General features: G+C 69.7%; 18 protein-coding genes and 1 tRNA gene. 9 read left to right on the plus strand and 10 right to left on the minus strand.

The genetic code is table 11. From position 1 onward, the window contains the following. Positions 1-82: 82 nt before the first annotated feature. The 5 genes from OOK40_RS00805 (at position 83) to OOK40_RS00825 (ending at position 5,291) form a co-directional block, all read left to right on the plus strand. On the plus strand, positions 83-787 hold the full coding sequence (locus OOK40_RS00805) for a LuxR C-terminal-related transcriptional regulator (RefSeq protein WP_266475699.1): 705 nt from the start codon (positions 83-85) through the stop codon (positions 785-787). Between the two features lie 211 nt (positions 788-998). After that, positions 999-2,042 (plus strand): galactose-1-phosphate uridylyltransferase, encoded by a 1,044-nt coding sequence (gene galT, locus OOK40_RS00810; RefSeq protein WP_266475700.1) that lies wholly within the window; start codon positions 999-1,001, stop codon positions 2,040-2,042. A gap of 47 nt (positions 2,043-2,089) precedes the next feature. Further along, positions 2,090-3,043 carry a UDP-glucose 4-epimerase GalE gene (galE, locus tag OOK40_RS00815; RefSeq protein WP_266478689.1) on the plus strand — a complete coding sequence of 318 codons (954 nt, stop codon included), beginning with the start codon at positions 2,090-2,092 and terminating at the stop codon, positions 3,041-3,043. Further along, positions 3,040-4,146: a galactokinase gene (galK, locus tag OOK40_RS00820; protein ID WP_266475702.1), complete on the plus strand. Its 1,107-nt coding sequence runs from the start codon at positions 3,040-3,042 to the stop codon at positions 4,144-4,146. The genes galE and galK overlap by 4 nt, the downstream gene beginning before the upstream one ends. A gap of 368 nt (positions 4,147-4,514) precedes the next feature. Then, the gene (locus OOK40_RS00825; protein WP_266478692.1) at positions 4,515-5,291 is read left to right on the plus strand and encodes a response regulator transcription factor; all 777 of its coding nucleotides are present in this window, start codon (positions 4,515-4,517) and stop codon (positions 5,289-5,291) included. Here OOK40_RS00825 and tamR read toward each other — a convergent pair. After that, positions 5,250-5,747 (minus strand): MarR family transcriptional regulator TamR, encoded by a 498-nt coding sequence (tamR, locus tag OOK40_RS00830; protein WP_266475704.1) that lies wholly within the window; start codon positions 5,745-5,747, stop codon positions 5,250-5,252. The genes OOK40_RS00825 and tamR overlap by 42 nt on opposite strands. A 132-nt stretch (positions 5,748-5,879) precedes the next feature. Between tamR and OOK40_RS00835 the strand changes: the two genes are divergently transcribed. Both OOK40_RS00835 and OOK40_RS00840 read left to right on the plus strand, forming a co-directional pair. Continuing rightward, positions 5,880-6,704 carry a trans-aconitate 2-methyltransferase gene (locus OOK40_RS00835; protein ID WP_266475706.1) on the plus strand — a complete coding sequence of 275 codons (825 nt, stop codon included), beginning with the start codon at positions 5,880-5,882 and terminating at the stop codon, positions 6,702-6,704. After that, positions 6,704-7,132, plus strand: a complete 429-nt coding sequence (locus OOK40_RS00840) for a glyoxalase (protein ID WP_266475708.1) — start codon at positions 6,704-6,706, stop codon at positions 7,130-7,132. The genes OOK40_RS00835 and OOK40_RS00840 overlap by 1 nt, the downstream gene beginning before the upstream one ends. Before the next feature lie 91 nt (positions 7,133-7,223). Here OOK40_RS00840 and OOK40_RS00845 read toward each other — a convergent pair whose 3' ends face one another. Further along, entirely contained in the window at positions 7,224-7,913 is a 690-nt protein-coding gene (locus OOK40_RS00845; protein ID WP_266475710.1) for a TetR/AcrR family transcriptional regulator, read from the minus strand. Continuing rightward, on the minus strand, positions 7,910-8,890 hold the full coding sequence (locus OOK40_RS00850; RefSeq protein ID WP_266475712.1) for a fatty acid desaturase: 981 nt from the start codon (positions 8,888-8,890) through the stop codon (positions 7,910-7,912). Before OOK40_RS00850 ends, OOK40_RS00845 begins: the two co-directional genes overlap by 4 nt. Positions 8,891-9,113: 223 nt before the next feature. Between OOK40_RS00850 and ppc the strand changes: the two genes are divergently transcribed. Beyond that, complete coding sequence (gene ppc / locus OOK40_RS00855; RefSeq protein WP_266475714.1) at positions 9,114-11,843, plus strand: phosphoenolpyruvate carboxylase; 2,730 nt, start codon at positions 9,114-9,116, stop codon at positions 11,841-11,843. 81 nt (positions 11,844-11,924) lie between these two features. Here ppc and OOK40_RS00860 read toward each other — a convergent pair whose 3' ends face one another. From OOK40_RS00860 to OOK40_RS00890, 7 genes are all read right to left on the minus strand, one after another. Then, complete coding sequence (locus OOK40_RS00860; RefSeq protein ID WP_266475716.1) at positions 11,925-12,590, minus strand: PT domain-containing protein; 666 nt, start codon at positions 12,588-12,590, stop codon at positions 11,925-11,927. Positions 12,591-12,791: 201 nt separating this feature from the next. After that, a complete protein-coding gene (locus tag OOK40_RS00865; RefSeq protein WP_266475718.1) occupies positions 12,792-13,259 on the minus strand; it encodes a hypothetical protein in 468 nt (155 codons plus the stop codon). 55 nt (positions 13,260-13,314) lie between these two features. Continuing rightward, complete coding sequence (gene pth, locus OOK40_RS00870) at positions 13,315-13,908, minus strand: aminoacyl-tRNA hydrolase (protein ID WP_266475720.1); 594 nt, start codon at positions 13,906-13,908, stop codon at positions 13,315-13,317. Between the two features lie 119 nt (positions 13,909-14,027). After that, on the minus strand, positions 14,028-14,621 hold the full coding sequence (locus tag OOK40_RS00875; protein ID WP_266475722.1) for a 50S ribosomal protein L25/general stress protein Ctc: 594 nt from the start codon (positions 14,619-14,621) through the stop codon (positions 14,028-14,030). A 222-nt stretch (positions 14,622-14,843) separates the two neighbouring features. Next, positions 14,844-15,821: a ribose-phosphate diphosphokinase gene (locus tag OOK40_RS00880; RefSeq protein ID WP_266475724.1), complete on the minus strand. Its 978-nt coding sequence runs from the start codon at positions 15,819-15,821 to the stop codon at positions 14,844-14,846. 109 nt (positions 15,822-15,930) lie between these two features. Next, positions 15,931-17,379, minus strand: a complete 1,449-nt coding sequence (gene glmU, locus OOK40_RS00885) for a bifunctional UDP-N-acetylglucosamine diphosphorylase/glucosamine-1-phosphate N-acetyltransferase GlmU (protein ID WP_266475726.1) — start codon at positions 17,377-17,379, stop codon at positions 15,931-15,933. Positions 17,380-17,488: 109 nt separating this feature from the next. Further along, positions 17,489-17,560, minus strand: a tRNA-Gln gene (locus OOK40_RS00890). Between the two features lie 323 nt (positions 17,561-17,883). Between OOK40_RS00890 and OOK40_RS00895 the strand changes: the two genes are divergently transcribed. Next, a complete protein-coding gene (locus OOK40_RS00895; protein WP_266475728.1) occupies positions 17,884-19,209 on the plus strand; it encodes a sensor histidine kinase in 1,326 nt (441 codons plus the stop codon). Positions 19,210-19,217: the final 8 nt, after the last annotated feature.

The following is a 19,217-nucleotide window of genomic DNA, read 5'->3' on the forward strand; positions in this document are numbered from 1 at the left end:
GGGGGCGCGCGATCTCGAACAAGCGTGTAGCTTGCCGGGTCAGAGGGCCGGGGGGCCAGCTCGCGGGGATGGGGGTTGCTCGATGGGCGTGCGGCTCATGGTGCTCGATGATCACCGACTGCTCGCCGAGGCGCTCGCCTCGGCCCTGAAGCTGCGCGGGCACCGGGTGCTCGCGGCGGCGGCCCCCGCGGCCGGCGCGGCCGACCTGGTGGTCAGCAGGGCGCCCGAGGTGTGCCTGCTGGGCACCGCGACCCCCGCGGAACCGGGTGCCTTCGACCCCATCGTCAAGATCAAGCGGGAACGCCCGCAGGTGGCCGTGGTGGTCCTCGGCCCGGTGCCCAGCCCGCGCGGGATCGCCGCGGCCTTCGCGGCCGGCGCCTCCGGTTACGTACGCCACGACGAGCGCATCGAGGGTGTCGAACGCGCCATGGTCAAGGCCCGGGCGGGCGAGGCGGTGGTGGCTCCGCAGCTGCTGCAGGGCGCGTTCGCCGAACTGCTCAACCCGGCCGCCCAGCCGGACGACGAGGGGCAGCGGCTGCTCCAGCTGCTCACCCCGCGCGAGGTCGAGGTGCTGGTGCGGGTCACGGAGGGCGAGGACACCCGGCTGATCGCGGCGGGCATGGGGATCGCGCCGAGCACGGCTCGTACGCACGTACAGCGGGTGCTGATGAAACTCGGGGTCGGCTCCCGCCTGGAGGCGGCGGCCCTGGCCGCCCGCACCGGGCTCCTCGACCGGGCGGCGATCTTCTCGCCGCCGTCGCCCGGACCGGGCGCGGATCACAGCTGACCCGGCCACGCCACCGCGGGCGCAGCTGCGCCCGCTGACGGTGCCCCGCTCTCTGTGCGGCCGCGCTGCGTCCACCCGTAGCTGTCATCCGAAACGTGTCGACACATCTGCGTGCAAGCGCTCTCTTACGCCTGACCACCCATTGACGCGGCCTGTTGGCTTGTGATTTGTTATGTTCGTTTCTGTGTGTTGGGAGGCTGAGGGAGCCCAGGTGAAGAAGACGTCGACCCGGCTCGCCGACGGTCGTGAGCTGCTCTACTACGACTCCCGCGACGACGCCGTACGCGATGCCGTCGACCGGCGGCCGCTCGATCCCATCTCCACCACCTCAGAGATCCGCCACGACCCGCTCCTCGGCGACTGTGTCGCCATCGCCTCGCACCGCCAGGCCCGCACCTACCACCCGCCGGCCGACGAATGCCCCCTCTGTCCGTCCCGGGACGGCCGCCTCAGTGAGATCCCCGCCGCCGACTACGACGTCGCCGTCTTCGAGAACCGCTTTCCGTCCCTGGCCGGTGACTCCGGCCGCTGCGAGGTCGTCTGCTTCACCTCCGACCACGACGCCTCCTTCGCCGACCTCAGCGAGGCGCAGGCCGCCCTGGTCCTCGACGCCTGGACCGACCGCACCGCCGACCTGGCCGAACTCCCGCAGGTGGAGCAGGTCTTCTGCTTCGAGAACCGGGGTGCGGAGATCGGCGTCACGCTGGGGCATCCGCACGGGCAGATCTACGCGTACCCCTTTGTGACGCCCCGGACCTCGCTCATGCTGCGCTCGGCCGCCGAGCACCGGGCCAGAACCGGGCGCAATCTCTTCGACGAGGTCGTGGAGCGGGAGCGCGCGCAGGGCGTACGGGTGGTGCTGGAGGGCGGGCACTGGGTCGCCTTCGTGCCGTACGCGGCGCACTGGCCGTACGAGGTGCATCTCTACCCGCGCCGGCGGGTCCCGGACCTGCGGGCGCTGGACGAGGCGGCGCGCACAGAGTTCCCACAGGTCTATCTGGAACTGTTGAGGCGGTTCGACCGGATCTTCGGGGAGGCCGAACCGCCGACGCCGTACATCGCGGCCTGGCACCAGGCGCCCTTCCGCGACGTCAACCGGAGTGATTTCGGGCTGCATCTTGAGCTTTTCACCATCCGCCGCACTTCCGGCAAGCTGAAGTTCCTCGCGGGTTCCGAGTCCGGTATGAGCGTGTTCATCAACGATGTGCCGCCGGAGACCGCGGCCGAGCGACTGCGAGAGGTAGCGAGCGCGTGAGCAAGTCTGTATCTACCCGGGGGGCGACCCCCGGACCCCCGAAATGCCTGGTCACAGGCGGTGCGGGGTATGTCGGCAGCGTGGTGGCGCAGCACCTGCTGGAGGCGGGGCACGAGGTCACCGTTCTCGACAACCTCTCCACCGGCTTCCGCGAGGGCGTCCCCGCGGGCGCGGACTTCGTCGAGGGCGACATCCGCGATGCCGCCAGGTGGCTGGACTCTTCCTACGACGCGGTGCTGCACTTCGCGGCCTGCTCGCAGGTCGGCGAGTCCGTGATCAAGCCCGAGAAGTACTGGGCGAACAACGTCGGCGGGACGATGGAACTGCTCGCGGCGATGCGGTCCGCAGGAGTGCGCAAGCTGGTCTTCTCCTCCACCGCGGCGACGTACGGCGAACCCGTGTCCACGCCCATCACGGAGACCGACCCGACGGCCCCCACCAGCCCGTACGGCGCGTCCAAGCTGGCCGTCGACCACATGATCACGGGCGAGGCGGTGGCGCACGGCCTCGCTGCGGTGTCGCTGAGGTACTTCAACGTGGCAGGCGCGTACGGCAGTTACGGTGAGCGCCACGACCCAGAGTCGCACCTGATCCCGCTCGTACTCCAGGTCGCGCTCGGAAAGCGGCAGTCGATCTCCGTCTTCGGGGACGACTACCCGACGCCGGACGGCACGTGCGTACGCGACTACATCCATGTCGCCGACCTCGCCGACGCGCATCTGCTCGCCCTGGACGCGGCGAAGTCCGGCGAGCACCTGATCTGCAACCTCGGCAACGGCAACGGCTTCTCGGTCCGCGAGGTCATCGAGACCGTACGGAAGGTCACCGGGCATCCCGTCCCGGAGGTCGTGGCGGCGCGCCGCGGCGGCGACCCGGCGGTGCTCGTCGCCTCCGCGGCCACCGCGCAGGAACGCCTGGGCTGGCAGCCGAGCCGTGCGGATCTGGCGGGAATCGTGTCGGACGCCTGGGACTTCGCCCGGGGGAGGGCCGGCGGGTCATGAGCGACGGTGTGTGGGCGGCGCCCGGACGGGTGAATCTGATCGGTGAACACACCGATTACAACGAGGGTTTCGTGATGCCCTTCGCGCTGCCCCACACCACCGTCGCGACGGTTTCGCGACGCGACGACGGGGTGCTGCGGCTGCACTCGGCGGACGCCAGGGGCGACGCGGTGGAACTGCGCGTCGACGACCTGGCGCCCGGGCGCGGCCCGGGCAGCTGGACCGACTACCCGGCAGGCGTGGTCTGGGCGCTGCGGGACGCGGGCCACGCGGTGGGCGGTGCGGACATCCACTACGAGTCGACGGTCCCGACCGGCGCGGGCCTGTCCTCGTCGGCGGCGCTGGAGGTCGTCACGGCGCTGGCCCTGAACGACCTGTACGAACTGGGCCTGGAGCGGTGGCACACGGCCCGGCTGTGCCGGCGCGCCGAGAACGTCTACGTCGGCGCGCCCACCGGAATCATGGACCAGACGGCCTCGGCCTGCTGCACCGCGGGCCACGCCCTGCACCTGGACACCCGGGACCTCTCGCAGCGCCAGATCCCCCTCGACCTGGCGGCGCTCGGCCTCGAACTCCTGGTGGTCGACACCCGCGTGAAGCACGCCCACAGCGAGGGCGAGTACGGCAAGCGCCGCGCGGGCTGCGAATCGGCCGCGGCGGCACTCGGTGTCCCCGCGCTGCGGGACGTCCCATACGCCGGTCTGGAGAGGGCACTGGCCCGGCTGGAGAACCCCGAAGTACGCCCCCTGGTACGGCACATCGTGACCGAGAACCGCCGGGTCGAGCGGGTGATCGCGCTCCTGGAGTCCGGCGAGGTCCGCGCGATCGGCCCGGTTCTCACCGAGGGCCATGTCTCACTGCGCGACGACTTCCGCGTCTCCTGCCCGGAGCTGGACCTGGTGGTCGACACGGCCCTGGCGTCGGGCGCGCTGGGGGCGCGGATGACGGGGGGCGGCTTCGGGGGGTCGGCGATCGTCCTCACGGAGACGTCGATGTCGGCGACAGTGCGCACGTCGCTCCTGGAGTCCTTCGCGACGAAGGGCCGCACGGAGCCGCGGATCTTCACGGCGATCCCGTCCCCGGGCGCGACGCGCGTGTCCTGAGCGGGACGTGCCGCGCCGGACGGGCCGGATATGCGGTTCTGCCGCATATGTCACAGCCGGGATGGGGCTGGGGAGCGACCCCGCCTGCGCCGATCTTTGTCGACTTCTGTCTCAATACGAAACACGAGGCACACCCTGAACAGCCTGGCCAATCAGTTCTGTAAATAGCCTTCCGCTCCGGCCACCCAGCCGTACGCTGATGCTCAGCACCGGTGGGGGCCGGTGTTGATCAGGGGGCGAGACAGTCGGGTACGACGCCCGGGGCGGGGTATCAGTCACAGCACGGCGGCGGCCGAGCGACCGCTGTAGTACCCCATTCTCCGGGCGCCGTACCCGCGCCGGTCCGTCCTCCGACACTGGGGGTGTCTGTGGTTCGTATCCGGGTCCTGGTGGTGGACGACCACCGCATCTTCGCCGAGTCGCTCGCTGCCGCGCTCGCCGCCGAGCCCGACGTCGATGTCGCCGCGGCCGGCAGCGGTCCGGCCGCGCTGCGGTGTCTGGAGCGTGCGGCCGTCGAGGGGCGCAGATTCGATGTCATGCTCGTCGACGCCGACCTCGGTACCCAGCCGGTGCCCGGCGCCCGCGCCGTGGTCGCCCGTGCCGTGCCGGACAACGGCGAGGAGAGCCTCGTCGACGGCATCTCCCTGGTCGCCGGCGTCCGTTCAGGCCAGCCCGCGGTCCGTACCGTCGTGCTCGCCGAGAAGGACGACCCGCGCCGTGCCGCCCTCGCGCTCCAGGCCGGTGCCTCCGGCTGGGTCGCCAAGGACTGTTCGCTGCAGCGCCTGCTCGCGGTGATACGGGGCGTGCTGCGGGACGAGACGCATCTGCCGCCCGCCCTGCTCACGGGCGTACTGCGGGAGTTGACCGCGGCCCGCAAGCACCGCACCGAGAGCGAACGGCTCGTGGAGTCGCTGACCCCGCGCGAGCGGGAGGTACTGCGCTGTATGGTCGCGGGCCTGGGGCGCAAGGCCGTCGCCGAGCGCCTGTTTCTGTCTCCGCACACCGTCCGCACGCATATGCAGAACGTTTTGGGGAAGCTGGGCGTCCATTCCACCCTCGCCGCGGTCGCTCTCGCGCGCCGCGCAGGTGTCGGCCCGGTCGACCTAGCCGGGGACGTTGTCGAACGGGGCGGTCAACTGGCGTAGCAACGCAGCCAGTTCGCCCCGCTGTGCCCGCGACAGTTCGGCGAGGATCGCGCGCTCCTGCGCGAGCAGCCCTGCCAGTGCCTGGTCCGCGCGGTCCCGCCCCTCGGGGGTGAGGCGCACCAGTACCCCCCGCCGGTCACTGGGGTCCGGCAGTCGCTCCACCAGGTCCTTCTTGGCGAGCCGGTCGATACGATTGGTCATCGTGCCGGAGGTGACCAGGGTCTGGGTCAGCAGCTGGCCGGGCGAGAGCTGATACGGAGCCCCCGCGCGCCGCAGCGAGGTGAGCACGTCGAACTCCCACGGCTCCAGATTGTGCTCGGAGAAGGCGAGCCTGCGGGCCCGGTCGAGATGGCGGGCGAGCCGGGAGACGCGGCTGAGCACCTCGAGCGGCTCCACGTCGAGGTCGGGGCGCTCACGGCGCCATGCTGCGACCAGTCGATCGACCTCGTCCTCCATGTCGATCAGTGTAGAGGGTCTGTCGATGTGAAGTCTCTTGACGTCAAGATATATTAGGGCTCAACCTTGGGCATGGTCGGGCCGGAACCTCGTTCCGCTTCGGCACACCGTTCCACTCAAGGGGGCTCGAACATGCATTCCGGCCAACCAACCTGGGATCCGCATCAGTACCTGCGCCATGCAGGGCACCGGACCCGGCCGTTCCTCGACCTGCTCAACCGAATACCGCAGCTGCCGGACCGCGGCCGGCCCGCCCGTATCGCGGACATCGGCTGCGGCCCCGGCAATGTCACCGCACTGCTCGCCGACCGCTGGCCCGACGCCCACATCACCGGCTTCGACCTCTCTCCCGAGATGCTCGCGATCGCGGAGAAGGAGCACGCGGGCACCACGGCCGGCGGCGGCTGGCTCGACTTCAGGCCCGCCGACGCCGCGCACTGGACACCCGAGGCGCCGTACGACCTGATCGTCTCCAACGCCGCACTGCAATGGGTGCCCAACCATCCCGAGTCCTTTCCCCTCTGGGTCGACGGCCTCAACCCAGGTGGCACCCTCGCCTTCCAGGTACCCGGCAACTTCACCTCCCCCAGCCACGCCCTGCTCGCCGAACTCTGCGGCACCCCGCAGTGGCGCGAGCGCCTGGGCGACCACGGCCGCCGCTACGTGCACATCCTGGAACCGGCCGACTACCTCGAACGCCTGGTGAATCTCGGCTGCGAGACGGACACCTGGGAAACCACCTATCTCCAGCTGCTCACGGGGGAGGACCCGGTCCTCGACTGGGTCAAGGGCACGGCCCTGCGCCCGGTCCTGACCCAACTCGCGGACGATCCCGACGCGGAGCACGAATTCCTCGGCCAGTACCGCGACCTGCTCCGCAAGGCCTACCCGCCGGGCCCGCACGGCACCGTGTTCCCGTTCCGCCGCGTCTTCGCCGTCGCACGAAAGGGGTCGTGATGCTGGTCTGCATTGACCATGTCCAGCTCGCCGCGCCCCCGGGGGCGGAGGACGCCCTGCGCGCGTACTGCACCGATGTGCTCGGCATGACGGAGATCCCCAAGCCGCCGGTCCTTGCAGCCCGTGGGGGCGTCTGGTTCCTGGGGGCACCTCCCACGCCGAAGGCTGTGGGGGAAGGAACCGTCCAGCTCCACCTGGGCATCGAGGCCGCCCCCGCCGGAGGCGGAGAGTGTCACTTCCGGCCGGCCAAGAAGGCGCACCCCGGCCTGCGGGTCACCCGGATCGAGGCATATGCGGCGCGGCTGGAGGAGCGCGGCGCGATGGTGGTCTGGGACGACAACCTCCACGGCCACCGTCGCTTCTACTCCGAGGACCCGGTCGGCAACCGGCCGGAGTTCCTGGAGCCGACGGGGACGGGGGCCCTCTGAATGCGCGGGAGCGCCCCGCCCACCGGCGATCCGGCGTGACGGGGCGCTCTGCGTACGGGATCCGGGGCCATCGGATACGCCGTGAGCCCGGTCAGCTCTTGCGGTGCCCTATCAGCCGCGGCTTCTGCTCCAGACCGTCCAGTCCGTGCCACGCCAGATTCACCAGATGCGCCGCGACCTCGGCCTTCTTGGGGCGGCGGGCGTCCACCCACCACTGGCCCGTCAGCGCGACCATGCCGACCAGCGCCTGGGCGTACAGCGGAGCCAGCTTCGGATCGAAGCCGCGCGCCTTGAACTCCAGGCCGAGGATGTCCTCGACCTGGGTCGCGATATCACTGATCAGCGAGGCGAACGTGCCCGTCGACTGGGCCACGGGCGAATCACGGACGAGGATGCGGAAACCGTCCGTATACATCTCGATGTAGTCGAGCAGCGCGAACGCCGCCTGTTCGAGCAGCTCCCGCGGATGCCCCGCGGTCAGCGCTCCGGTCACCATGTCGAGCAGCTGGCGCATCTCGCGGTCGACCACGACGGCGTACAGCCCCTCCTTGCCGCCGAAGTGCTCGTACACCACCGGCTTGGAGACACCCGCCTTCGCGGCGATCTCCTCGACCGATGTGCCCTCGAAGCCCTTCTCGGCGAACAAGGTGCGGCCGATGTCCAGCAGCTGCTCCCGGCGCTCCGCCCCGGTCATCCGGACCCGACGGGCCCGCCGGCTTCCGGAGGGCCGCTTCTTGTCCGTACCGCTGCTACTGCCGTCGATCGCCACGTCGTCAATCATGCCGGGTCGGCTGCCTCGCTCTGGCGCCGGGCGTCGATACGGGACGCGCTCGGCCAGCGCACGTCGTACGCCCAGCCCAGCTTTTCGAACCAGCGGATCAGCCGGGCACTGGAGTCGACCTGGCCGCGCAGCACGCCGTGGCGCGCGCTCGTCGGCTCGGCGTGGTGGAGGTTGTGCCAGGACTCGCCGCAGGACAGCACCGCCAGCCACCAGACATTGCCCGAGCGGTCTCGGGACTTGAAGGGGCGCTTGCCGACCGCGTGGCAGATCGAGTTGATCGACCAGGTGACGTGGTGCAGCAGCGCGACCCGGACGAGCGAGCCCCAGAAGAACGCGGTGAAGGCGCCCCACCACGACATCGTCACCAGTCCGCCGACCAGCGGCGGGATCGCGAGCGAGAGGATCGTCCAGTAGATGAAGTCACGGGAGATCCGGACCAGCGCCGGGTCCTTGATCAGGTCCGGTGCGTACTTGTGCTGCGGAGTGCGCTCCTCGTCGAACATCCAGGCGATGTGTGCCCACCACAGGCCCCTCATCAGCGCGGGGACACTCTCGCCGAAACGCCAGGGCGAGTGCGGGTCGCCCTCGGCGTCGGAGAACTTGTGGTGCTTGCGGTGGTCGGCCACCCAGCGCACCAGTGGGCCCTCGACGGCCAGCGAACCCATGACCGCGAGCGCGATCCGCAGCGGGCGCTTCGCCTTGAAGGAGCCGTGGGTGAAATAGCGGTGGAAGCCGATCGTGATGCCGTGGCAGCCGATGTAGTACATGGCCACGAGCAGGCCGAGATCCAGCCAGCTCACCCCCCATCCCCAGGCCAGCGGCACGGCCGCGAGCAGGGCGACGAAGGGCACCGTGATGAAGAGCAGCAGGGCGATCTGCTCGATCGACCGCTTGCTGTCCCCGCTGAGCGTGGCATAGGGGAGGTCGGCCGAGGGGGTCTCGGGGGCGTCGTTCAGCAGATCGGGGCTTGTCGTCATGGGGGTCCCCTGTGGGGTGAGAGATCACAACAGGTACCGCGTTACGGATGCGTAACCTACGGCAACGTAAGTATGGCAGTGCCCAGCCTCGCGGCAAGAGACCTGTGGAGAACGGCGGCGAACGTCAAAGGAAAGGCCACCTATCCTGGGTGTCGTCGGACAGCGCGGTCCGCAGCCTCCAGACCCCTCCAGACGTGCTCAAACACTGCAAGGAGCCGCACCTGTGAGCAGTGCCGACCAGACCCCCACCGCCAGTACCGAGCTGCGCGCCGACATCCGCCGACTGGGCGACCTCCTGGGCGAGACCCTCGTCCGCCAGGAGGGCCCGGAGCTCCTGGAGCTCGTCGAGCGGGTCCGGGCCCTGACGCGCAGCGACGGTGAGGCCGCCGCCGAGCTGCTGGGCGACACCGACCTGGAGACCGCAGCGAAGCTGGTGCGGGCCTTCTCCACGTACTTCCATCTGGCCAATGTCACCGAGCAGGTGCACCGCGGCCACGAGATGCGCGAGCGGCGTGCGGCCGAGGGCGGACTGCTGGCCCGCACCGCGGACCGGCTCAAGGACGCCGACCCCGAGCATCTGCGCGAGACGGTCAGAAACCTTAACGTCCGGCCCGTGTTCACCGCCCACCCGACCGAGGCCGCCCGGCGCTCCGTACTGAACAAGCTGCGCCGCATCGCCGAGCTGCTGGAGACCCCCGTCAGCCCCGCCGACCGGCGCCGGCACGATCTGCGGCTCGCCGAGAACATCGATCTCATCTGGCAGACCGACGAGCTGCGGGTGGTACGGCCCGAGCCGGCCGACGAGGCGCGCAACGCGATCTACTACCTCGACGAGCTGCACGCCGGTGCCGTCGGCGACGTCCTGGAGGACCTCGCCGCCGAGCTGGAGAGGGTCGGCGTCGAACTGCCCCCGGGCACCCGGCCGCTGACCTTCGGCACCTGGATCGGCGGCGACCGCGACGGCAACCCCAATGTCACCCCCGCGGTGACCTGGGAGGTGCTGATCCTCCAGCACGAGCACGGCATCACCGACGCGCTCGACGCCATCGACGGCCTGCGCGGACTGCTCTCCAACTCCATCCGCTACACCGGCGCGACCGAGGAACTGCTGAGCTCGCTCCGGCAGGACCTGGAGCTGCTGCCGGAGATCAGCCCCCGCTACAAGCGCCTCAACGCCGAGGAGCCGTACCGCCTCAAGGCCACCTGCATCCGGCAGAAGCTCGTCAACACCCGCGAACGCCTCGCCAAGGGCACACCGCACGCCGAGGGCCGCGACTACCTCGGCACGGCCGAGCTGCTGCACGACCTCACCCTGATCCAGACCTCGCTGCGCGCCCACCGCGGCGGACTCTTCGCCGACGGCCGCCTGGACCGCACGATCCGCACGCTCGCGGCCTTCGGACTGCAGCTGGCGACGATGGACGTACGTGAACACGCGGACGCCCACCACCACGCGCTCGGGCAGCTCTTCGACCGCCTCGGCGAGGAATCCTGGCGCTACGCCGACATGCCGCGCGACTACCGGCAGAAGCTGCTCGCCAAGGAGCTCCGCTCGCGGCGACCGCTGGCGCCCACGCCCGCTCCGCTGGACGCGGCGGGAGAGAAGACCCTGGGGGTCTTCCACACCGTCAAGGAAGCCTTCGAGCGCTTCGGGCACGAGGTCATCGAGTCGTACATCATCTCGATGTGCCAGGGCGCGGACGACGTCTTCGCGGCGGCGGTGCTCGCACGCGAGGCCGGACTGATCGATCTGCACGCGGGCTGGGCGAACATCGGCATCGTGCCGCTCCTCGAGACGACGGACGAGCTGAAGGCCGCCGACGTCATCCTCGACGGCATGCTGGCGGACCCCTCCTACCGGCGCCTGGTCTCCCTGCGCGGAGACGTCCAGGAGGTCATGCTCGGGTACTCCGACTCGTCGAAGTTCGGCGGCATCACCACCTCGCAGTGGGAGATCCACCGCGCGCAGCGCAGGCTGCGCGACGTCGCGCACCGCCACGGCGTACGGCTGCGGCTCTTCCACGGCCGCGGCGGCACTGTCGGCCGCGGCGGCGGCCCCTCGCACGACGCGATCCTCGCGCAGCCGTGGGGCACGCTCGAGGGCGAGATCAAGGTGACCGAGCAGGGCGAGGTCATCTCCGACAAGTACCTGATCCCGTCGCTGGCCAGGGAGAACCTGGAGCTGACGGTCGCGGCGACGCTGCAGGCCTCGGCGCTGCACACCTCGCCGCGCCAGTCCGACGAGGCGCTGGCGCGCTGGGACGCGGCGATGGACACGGTCTCGGACGCGGCGCACGACGCCTACCGGAAGCTGGTCGAGGACCCGGATCTGCCCGCGTACTTCTTCGCGGCCACGCCCGTGGACCAGCTCGCGGACCTCCACCTCGGCTCGCGCCCGTCACGCCGCCCGGACAGCGGGGCCGGACTCGACGGACTGCGGGCCATCCCCTGGGTCTTCGGCTGGACACAGTCGCGGCAGATCGTGCCCGGCTGGTTCGGCGTCGGCTCGGGCCTCAAGGCGCTGCGCGAGGCGGGCCTGGACACGGTCCTGGACGAGATGCGCGAACAGTGGCACTTCTTCCGGAACTTCATCGCGAACGTCGAGATGACGCTGGCCAAGACGGACCTGCGAATCGCCCGCCACTACGTCGACACACTCGTCCCCGAGCACCTGAAGCATGTCTTCGGCGTGATCGAGGCGGAGCACGAGCTGACGGTGCGTGAGGTGCTGCGGATCTCGGGCGGTGAGCGGCTGCTCGACTCCAACCCGGCGCTGCAGCAGACCTTCGCGATCCGTGACGCCTATCTGGACCCGATCTCCTACCTCCAGGTCTCGCTGCTGGCGCGCCAGCGCCAGGCCGCGGAGAAGGGCGAGGAGCCGGACCCGCTGCTGGCGCGTGCGCTGCTGCTGACGGTCAACGGAGTGGCGGCGGGCCTGCGCAACACCGGCTGACGGCACGGCTCACGGCACGGCTCACGGCACGAGGAACGGCCCCTCCCCGCACGGGGAGGGGCCGTTCCTCATACTGACGCGTCAGTGCTGCTGGACCTTGCGGCGTCGCGCGAGAAGGTAGCCGCCCGCGCCGACCAGCGCCGCGGCGACCGCCGAAATGGCTCCGACCGGGGCGCTCGAACCGGTCTCCGCCAGGTCACCGCCGCCGTTGGCGGACGGGGACGGGGCGGCCGTCGGGGCCGCGGAGTCGGACGAGGTGGGCTCGGTCGTCGGCTCCTCGGAGGGCTTCCCGGAAGGCTCCTCGGAAGGGGTGCCGGAGGGCTGCTCGCTCGGCTCGCTGTCGTCCTCGCAGTCGGTCCAGAAGACCTTGTGCTTGGCCTTGCCGTGCTCGCCGTCGAAGTTCCAGACGAGCTTGTAGTGCCCGTCGGGCAGGGTCTTGTCGTCCGTACGGCCGTGACCCTCGGCGTCGAGCGTCAGCGAACCGCTGTCCGCGAGCTTGCCCTTGGTGCCCGTGGGCGGCATCTCGACGATCTTCCAGTCGACTTCCTGGGCGCCGTCGAAGCCAAAGGCGTCGAGATAGAACGAGCAGACGTGCGGCTCGTTCTTACGGAGTTCTTCGCCGGTCTTGGCGTCGTGGATTTTCACGGTGCCGTTGTCGCCGGGAGGGGTGGCGTGCGCGGCGGGAGCGGCCAGCAGCGAGAGCGCCGCTGCAGCCACCAGGGCGCCGGAGGACCTGAGGGTGCGCATGGGCAATCCAACGGGAGAAGGGACGGGTGCCGTGGGGGTGGCGGCTCAGCGTCCTGTGAACCCGGGCGTCCGTCAAGACACTTGGTGTCGCATCCGCACCATGAGTTGCTGATTGCCCCAATAGTCCTGGATAACGATCAGGTGAATGCGACGTTCCGGTAAGGCGGTTGGGGCTCTCGGGTCCCCGCGTCAGGTGCGGACTCAGAGCGCGAGGAAGGCTCCCACCAGCAGCGCCCCGCCCGCCGCCGCGGTCGCCCAGGCGATCCGGGTCAATCGCAGCCCGCCCCCGATGACCAGAGCCGCGAGCAGCAAGGCGCCCCCCATCGGGTGCCAGGCATAGAGCGCGCCCGCCGTACCGGTGTGGACCAACACGTCGCTGTCCGGCTTCAGGACCACAGGGAGCTTCGCGCCCTTCTTCACAGCGACCGACTTCTCGATCGTCATGCCCTCGCGGGGCGCGGCCGAGCCCTCCGGGTCGTACGGACCGGTGCAGGTCTTCTCGCCGCAGTCGGCGACCGTGAGCGTGCCGTGCTCGCGGCCCTTGGCGAGCAGTACGTGCTGCGCGTCGCCCCACGACGACCAGAAGCCCGCGACGAGGAGCAGCAAGGCAACACCGGCCATCGCGGCACGACGACCGTAGAGGAGCATGCGGGTCCGGTTCGAGCTCATGGGGCGCGATCCTTGGCCATGGGCGCGCGCCCGGTCAACCTGGGGCCCGGGCTTATCAGGAGTTGTACGTACTTTGCGCCCGCTCCAGGCCGTCGATCACCAGACACTCCACCGCGTCCGCCGCGCGGTCCACGAAGTAGCCCAGTTCCTTGCGCTCCGCCGACGAGAAATCCTTCAGCACAAAGTCCGCGACCTGCATCCGGCCCGGCGGACGGCCGATCCCGAACCGCACCCGGTGATAGTCCGGGCCCATCGCCTTCGTCATGGACTTCAGACCGTTGTGCCCGTTGTCGCCGCCACCCAGCTTCAGCCGCAACATGCCGTAGTCGATGTCCAGTTCGTCATGGACCGCCACGATGTTGGCGAGCGGCACCTTGTAGAAATCGCGCAGCGAGGTGACCGGGCCGCCGGAAAGATTCATGTACGACATAGGCTTGGCGAGGATCACCCGGCGGCTGCCGAGCCCCGGAGGGCCGATCCGGCCTTCCAAGACCTGCGCCTGCGCCTTCTGCGCGCGCTTGAACGTGCCGCCGATGCGCTCCGCGAGGAGGTCGGCGACCATGAACCCGACGTTGTGCCGGTTCGCGGCATAGTCGGGCCCGGGATTGCCGAGGCCCACGACAAGCCAAGGGGCGTTCGCGTCGGACATCTGCGCTGCGTCTCCTCGCGTGCGGTTGCGTACGGACAGACAGGGAAACGGGGTGGCGGGCCGCAGCCCGCCACCCCGTCAAGCCAAGCTCAGGCAGAGCTTAGGGGGTGTCTTTCGGATCAGGCCTCGGCGCCCGCTTCGCCCTCGGCCTCGGCCTCGGCGGACGGCTCCTCCGCCTGCGCGGCCAGGACCTGCAGGACGACGGTGTCGTCCTCGACGGCCAGGGTCGTGCCGGACGGCAGCGGCACGTCCTTGGCGAGGATGGAGTCGCCGGCAGCCAGGCCCGCGATGGAGACCGTGACGGACTCGGGGATGTGCGTGGCCTCGGCCTCGACCGGCAGGGCGTTCAGCACGTGCTCGACCAGGTACGCACCCGGGGCCAGCTCGCCCTCGGTGTGGACGGGGATCTCGACGTTGACCTTCTCGCCGCGCTTCACGATGAGCAGGTCGACGTGCTCCAGGGAGCCCCTGATCGCGTCACGCTGAACGGCCTTCGGGATGGCCAGCTCGGTCTTGCCCTCGACGTCCACGGCAAGCAGCACGTTGGAGGTACGCAAGGCGAGCAGCAGCGCGTGGCCCGGCAGCGTGATGTGGACCGGGTCGGAACCGTGACCGTACAGAACACCGGGAACCTTGTTCTCACGGCGGACGCGACGGGCCGCACCCTTGCCGAACTCGGTACGGATCTCGGCGGCGAGCTTCACCTCGGACATGTGCACTCCTCGTATGGCAGAAAAAAACTGGTGGCGGTCACCCGGCCACGACAGGCCTGCTACGAAGAGCGCGTCGATAACGGACCGCCGTACCTGTGGGTACGGCCTCCCTCGCCGAGCAACTGCGCCAGTCTACCCGGAGCCCCCCGAGCCACCCAATCGATCAACGAGGAAGGGCCGCACCCACCGGGTGCGGCCCCTCCTCATGCACGACTGAGGCGCTTAACCCTGCTCCTCGAAGAGGCTCGTCACCGAACCGTCCTCGAACACCTCACGCACCGCGCGCGCGATCGTCGGCGCGATCGACAGCACCGTGATCTTGTCGAGCTCCAGATCGCCCGGGTCGGGCAGCGTGTTCGTGAACACGAACTCGCTCACCTTCGAGTTCTTCAGACGGTCCGCGGCCGGGCCGGACAGGATGCCGTGCGTCGCCGTCACGATCACGTCCTCCGCACCGTGCGCGAACAACGCGTCCGCCGCAGCGCAGATCGTGCCACCGGTGTCGATCATGTCGTCGACCAGGACACAGACGCGCCCCTCGACCTCACCCACGACCTCGTGCACCGTCACCTGGTTGGCGACGTCCTTGTCCCGGCGCTTGTGGACGATCGCCAGCGGGGCGTCCAGACGGTCGCACCAGCGGTCGGCGACGCGCACACGGCCCGCGTCGGGAGAGACGACAGTGAGCTTATTGCGGTCGACCTTCGCGCCCACGTAGTCCGCAAGGACCGGCAGCGCCGACAGATGATCGACCGGGCCGTCGAAGAAGCCCTGGATCTGGTCGGTGTGCAGATCGACCGTAAGAATGCGGTCCGCACCCGCAGTCTTCAGCAGATCGGCGATCAGACGGGCCGAGATCGGCTCGCGACCGCGGTGCTTCTTGTCCTGCCGCGCATAGCCGTACGACGGGATGATCACGGTGGTGCTCCGGGCGGAGGCCCGCTTGAGAGCATCGATCATGATCAGCTGCTCCATGATCCACTTATTGATGGGAGCCGTGTGGCTCTGGATCAGGAAGCAGTCCGCACCACGAGCCGACTCCTGGAAACGGACATAGATCTCGCCGTTCGCGAAGTCGAAAGCCTTCGTCGGCACCAGGCCGACACCCAACTGGTGCGCGACCTCCTCGGCCAGCTCGGGGTGGGCGCGGCCGGAGAAGAGCATCAGCTTCTTCTCGCCGGTCGTCTTGATCCCGGTCACAGCACAGTCTCCTCAGACGTGTTCTCTGGCCGCGGGTGTACTGAGCGCGAGCCAGCCGAAATTGCGTGCACGTATCACGGTACGCCGAGATCGGCGCACCCGTTTCCGGTCAGTTCTCCTCGGCGACCGCTTCCGTTGCCGCCTGGGCCGCCTGCGCCGCCGCGCTGCCCGGACGCTTGCGAGCCACCCAGCCCTCGATATTCCGCTGCTGGCCCCGCGCGACGGCCAGCGAACCGGCGGGCACGTCCTTCGTGATGACCGAGCCGGCCGCCGTGTAGGCACCGTCCCCGACCGTGACAGGCGCCACAAACATGTTGTCCGAGCCCGTCTTGCAGTGTGAGCCGATCGTCGTGTGGTGCTTCGTCTCACCGTCGTAATTCACGAACACACTCGCCGCGCCGATGTTCGAGTACTCGCCGATCGTCGCGTCGCCCACATAGGAAAGATGCGGCACCTTGGTGCCCTCGCCGATCGTGGCGTTCTTCATCTCCACATACGTACCGGCCTTGGCCTTGAGACCGAGGTTCGTCCCGGGGCGCAGATACGCGTACGGACCGACCGAAGCCAACTCGCCGACCACCGCGGAGTCCGCCACCGTGTTGTCCACCCGGGCCCCCGCGCCCACCTGCGTGTCCTTCAGACGCGAATTGGGGCCCACCTCGGCACCCTCAGCCAGATGCGTCGCACCCAGCAGCTGAGTGCCCGGGTGCACGATCGAGTCCCGCTCGAACGTCACCGTCACATCGAGGAACACCGACGCCGGGTCGACGACCGTCACTCCGGCCATCATCGCCCGCTCCAGCAGACGCTCGTTGAGCAGCCTGCGCGCCTCGGCGAGCTGCACACGGTTGTTGATGCCGAGGATCTCGCAGTGGTCGCCCGCGACCGAGGCACCGACCCGGTGACCGGCCTCGCGCAGGATGCCCAGGACGTCGGTCAGGTACTCCTCGCCCTGACTGTTGTCCGTACGCACCTTGCCCAGCGCGTCCGCGAGCAGCTGCCCGTCGAAGGCGAAGACACCGGAGTTGATCTCCCGGATGGCCCGCTGCTCGTCGGTGGCGTCCTTGTGCTCGACGATTGCGGTGACGGCACCCGTGACGCCGTCCCGCACGATCCGGCCGTAGCCGGTGGAGTCGGGCACCTCGGCGGTCAGCACGGTCACGGCGTTGCCGTCGGCGGTGTGCGTCGCGGCGAGCGCGGTCAGCGTCTCGCCGGACAGCAGGGGGGTGTCGCCGCACACGACGACGACGGTCCCCTCGGGGGTTTGACCGAGCTCTTCGAGCGCCATCCGCACGGCGTGGCCGGTGCCGTTCTGCTCGGCCTGGTAGGCGGTGCGGGTACCGGCGTACTGCTCGGCGAGATGCTCCTTGACCTGCTCACTCGCGTGGCCGACAACGACGACGAGGTGCTCGGGGTCCAGCTCGCGTGCCGCGGAGACGACATGTCCGACGAGCGAGCGCCCGCAGATCTCGTGCAGGACCTTGGGGGTCTTCGACTTCATGCGGGTGCCCTCACCCGCTGCGAGGACGACGACGGCTGCCGGGCGGTTGGCGCTCACGGGAATGCCCTTCGGCTTCGGGTGGTGGACATCCGAAGGATACCGGGGGGTTTCGGGGGGCAAATAAGGGCGGGTCCTGACCGTGGAGGTCAGGACCCGAACTGAGAAGCTCCCCCGCCAGGACTTGAACCCGGACAGATGGCACCAAAAGCCACAGTGCTGCCAATTACACCACGGGGGATGAAATGCGACGAAACCGGACATTAGGTCAGGCCGCCGGATCGGCACCCAACACTATGCCGTACCAAGCGCCTTCCATGCGACGGTAGAGATCGGCGCTCTTCGTGACGTAGATGACCAGGCAGCCTCTGTAGGCGTCGGTCGGCGTACTTGCCGTGGATCTCTGTCATACGGTGAGCGTCGTCCGGAATGCGGACGTCCGGGTCGAAAGTCCGCTCGATTCACCGGATCGTGCGATCTACGCCTGTTTCGTTCCTGTTCGAACTCGTTCCGTGCTGTCCCACTCCCCGGAAATTGACTCGCGCCCGCCCGTACGCTTGATGCATGACCACAACGGGGGCACACCAGGAACCCACGGGCAGGCCCGCCCGTACCTGGCTGTGGTGGGGACGACGGCGCAGTGTCGCACTGGACGTGGGGCTCGGGCTCGTCTCCGCCTTCGAGTGCGCTCTGGAGGGTGTGGGCTTCGCGGACAAGGCCGCGATTCCCGTGCCCGTCGGGGTGCTCTTCGGGCTGGTCGTCGGATCCGTGCTGGTGCTGCGGCGGCGATGGCCGATCGCCGTGGTGCTGGTGTCGATCGCGACCACGCCGGCCGAGATGGGCTATCTCATGGCCGTCGTCGGGCTGTACACACTCGCGGCTTCCGATGTGCCGCGCAGGATCACGGCGATGCTCGCGGGGATGTCGCTGGCCGCGACGCTGATCGTGACATTTGTACGGGTGCACCAGGACGTGGCGTCGGCGGATTTCGATCCCGGCGCCTGGTACGTCCCGACGATGGCCGGCTTCATGGCGCTCGGCCTGACCGCGCCGCCGCTGTTGTTCGGGCTCTACATAGGGGCGAGACGCAGGCTCATGGAGAGCTTGCGCGAGCGCGCGGACTCGCTGGAGCAGGAGCTGTCGCTGCTGGCCGACCGGGCCGAGCAGCGGGCCGAGTGGGCGCGGACGGAGGAGCGGACCCGGATCGCGCGGGAGATGCACGACGTTGTGGCGCACCGGGTGTCCCTGATGGTGGTGCATGCGGCGGCGCTGCAGGCGGTCGCGTTGAAGGACCCGCAGAAGGCTGTGAAGAATGCCGCGCTGGTGGGGGACATGGGCCGTCAGGCGCTGACCGAGTTGCGGGAGATGCTCGGGGTGCTGCGCGCGGGGGAGAAGGATCGCGCGGTGGCTCCGGTGCCGCTGGCTGCCGTCCGGGTGGCGGCTGCTGCGGCTGCTGCCGCGGCGGCCGACGACGGGCCGAGTCTGGCGGATCTGGAGGGTCTGGTGGGCGAGTCCCGGCAGGCGGGGATGGTGGTCGAGCTCGCGGTGCAGGGCGAGGTGCGGGGGTACGCGCCGGAGGTTGAGCAGACCGCGTACCGCGTGGTGCAGGAAGCCTTGACGAATGTCCACAAGCACGCGGCCGGGGCCAAGGTCTTGGTGCGTCTCGCGCATCGTGACGCCGAGGTGGCCATGCAGGTGGAGAACGGCGCTCCGGATGTCAGCGGCTCGGCGGCGGACGCGGGGCTGCCCAGTGGCGGCAACGGCCTGGTGGGGATGCGGGAGCGGGTGCTGGCGCTGGGCGGGGTGTTCGTGTCGGGGCCGACGGATGCGGGCGGCTTCCGGGTGTCGGCGGTGCTGCCGGACCGGGACGGGTTTTCCGAGTCCGCTTGAGGGGTGTT

This window comes from Streptomyces sp. NBC_01481 (assembly GCF_026339995.1).
GTDB lineage: Bacteria > Actinomycetota > Actinomycetes > Streptomycetales > Streptomycetaceae > Streptomyces.

Coding starts and splice junctions, on each gene's coding strand:
- OOK40_RS00805 (WP_266475699.1), top strand. CDS start 83: ATGGGCGTGCGGCTCATGGTGCTCGATGATCACCGACTGCTCGCCGAG.
- galK (WP_266475702.1), top strand. CDS start 3,040: ATGAGCGACGGTGTGTGGGCGGCGCCCGGACGGGTGAATCTGATCGGT.
- tamR (WP_266475704.1), bottom strand. CDS start 5,747: ATGGAGGACGAGGTCGATCGACTGGTCGCAGCATGGCGCCGTGAGCGC.
- OOK40_RS00835 (WP_266475706.1), top strand. CDS start 5,880: ATGCATTCCGGCCAACCAACCTGGGATCCGCATCAGTACCTGCGCCAT.
- OOK40_RS00840 (WP_266475708.1), top strand. CDS start 6,704: ATGCTGGTCTGCATTGACCATGTCCAGCTCGCCGCGCCCCCGGGGGCG.
- OOK40_RS00845 (WP_266475710.1), bottom strand. CDS start 7,913: ATGATTGACGACGTGGCGATCGACGGCAGTAGCAGCGGTACGGACAAG.
- OOK40_RS00850 (WP_266475712.1), bottom strand. CDS start 8,890: ATGACGACAAGCCCCGATCTGCTGAACGACGCCCCCGAGACCCCCTCG.
- OOK40_RS00860 (WP_266475716.1), bottom strand. CDS start 12,590: ATGCGCACCCTCAGGTCCTCCGGCGCCCTGGTGGCTGCAGCGGCGCTC.
- OOK40_RS00865 (WP_266475718.1), bottom strand. CDS start 13,259: ATGAGCTCGAACCGGACCCGCATGCTCCTCTACGGTCGTCGTGCCGCG.
- pth (WP_266475720.1), bottom strand. CDS start 13,908: ATGTCCGACGCGAACGCCCCTTGGCTTGTCGTGGGCCTCGGCAATCCC.
- OOK40_RS00875 (WP_266475722.1), bottom strand. CDS start 14,621: ATGTCCGAGGTGAAGCTCGCCGCCGAGATCCGTACCGAGTTCGGCAAG.
- OOK40_RS00895 (WP_266475728.1), top strand. CDS start 17,884: ATGACCACAACGGGGGCACACCAGGAACCCACGGGCAGGCCCGCCCGT.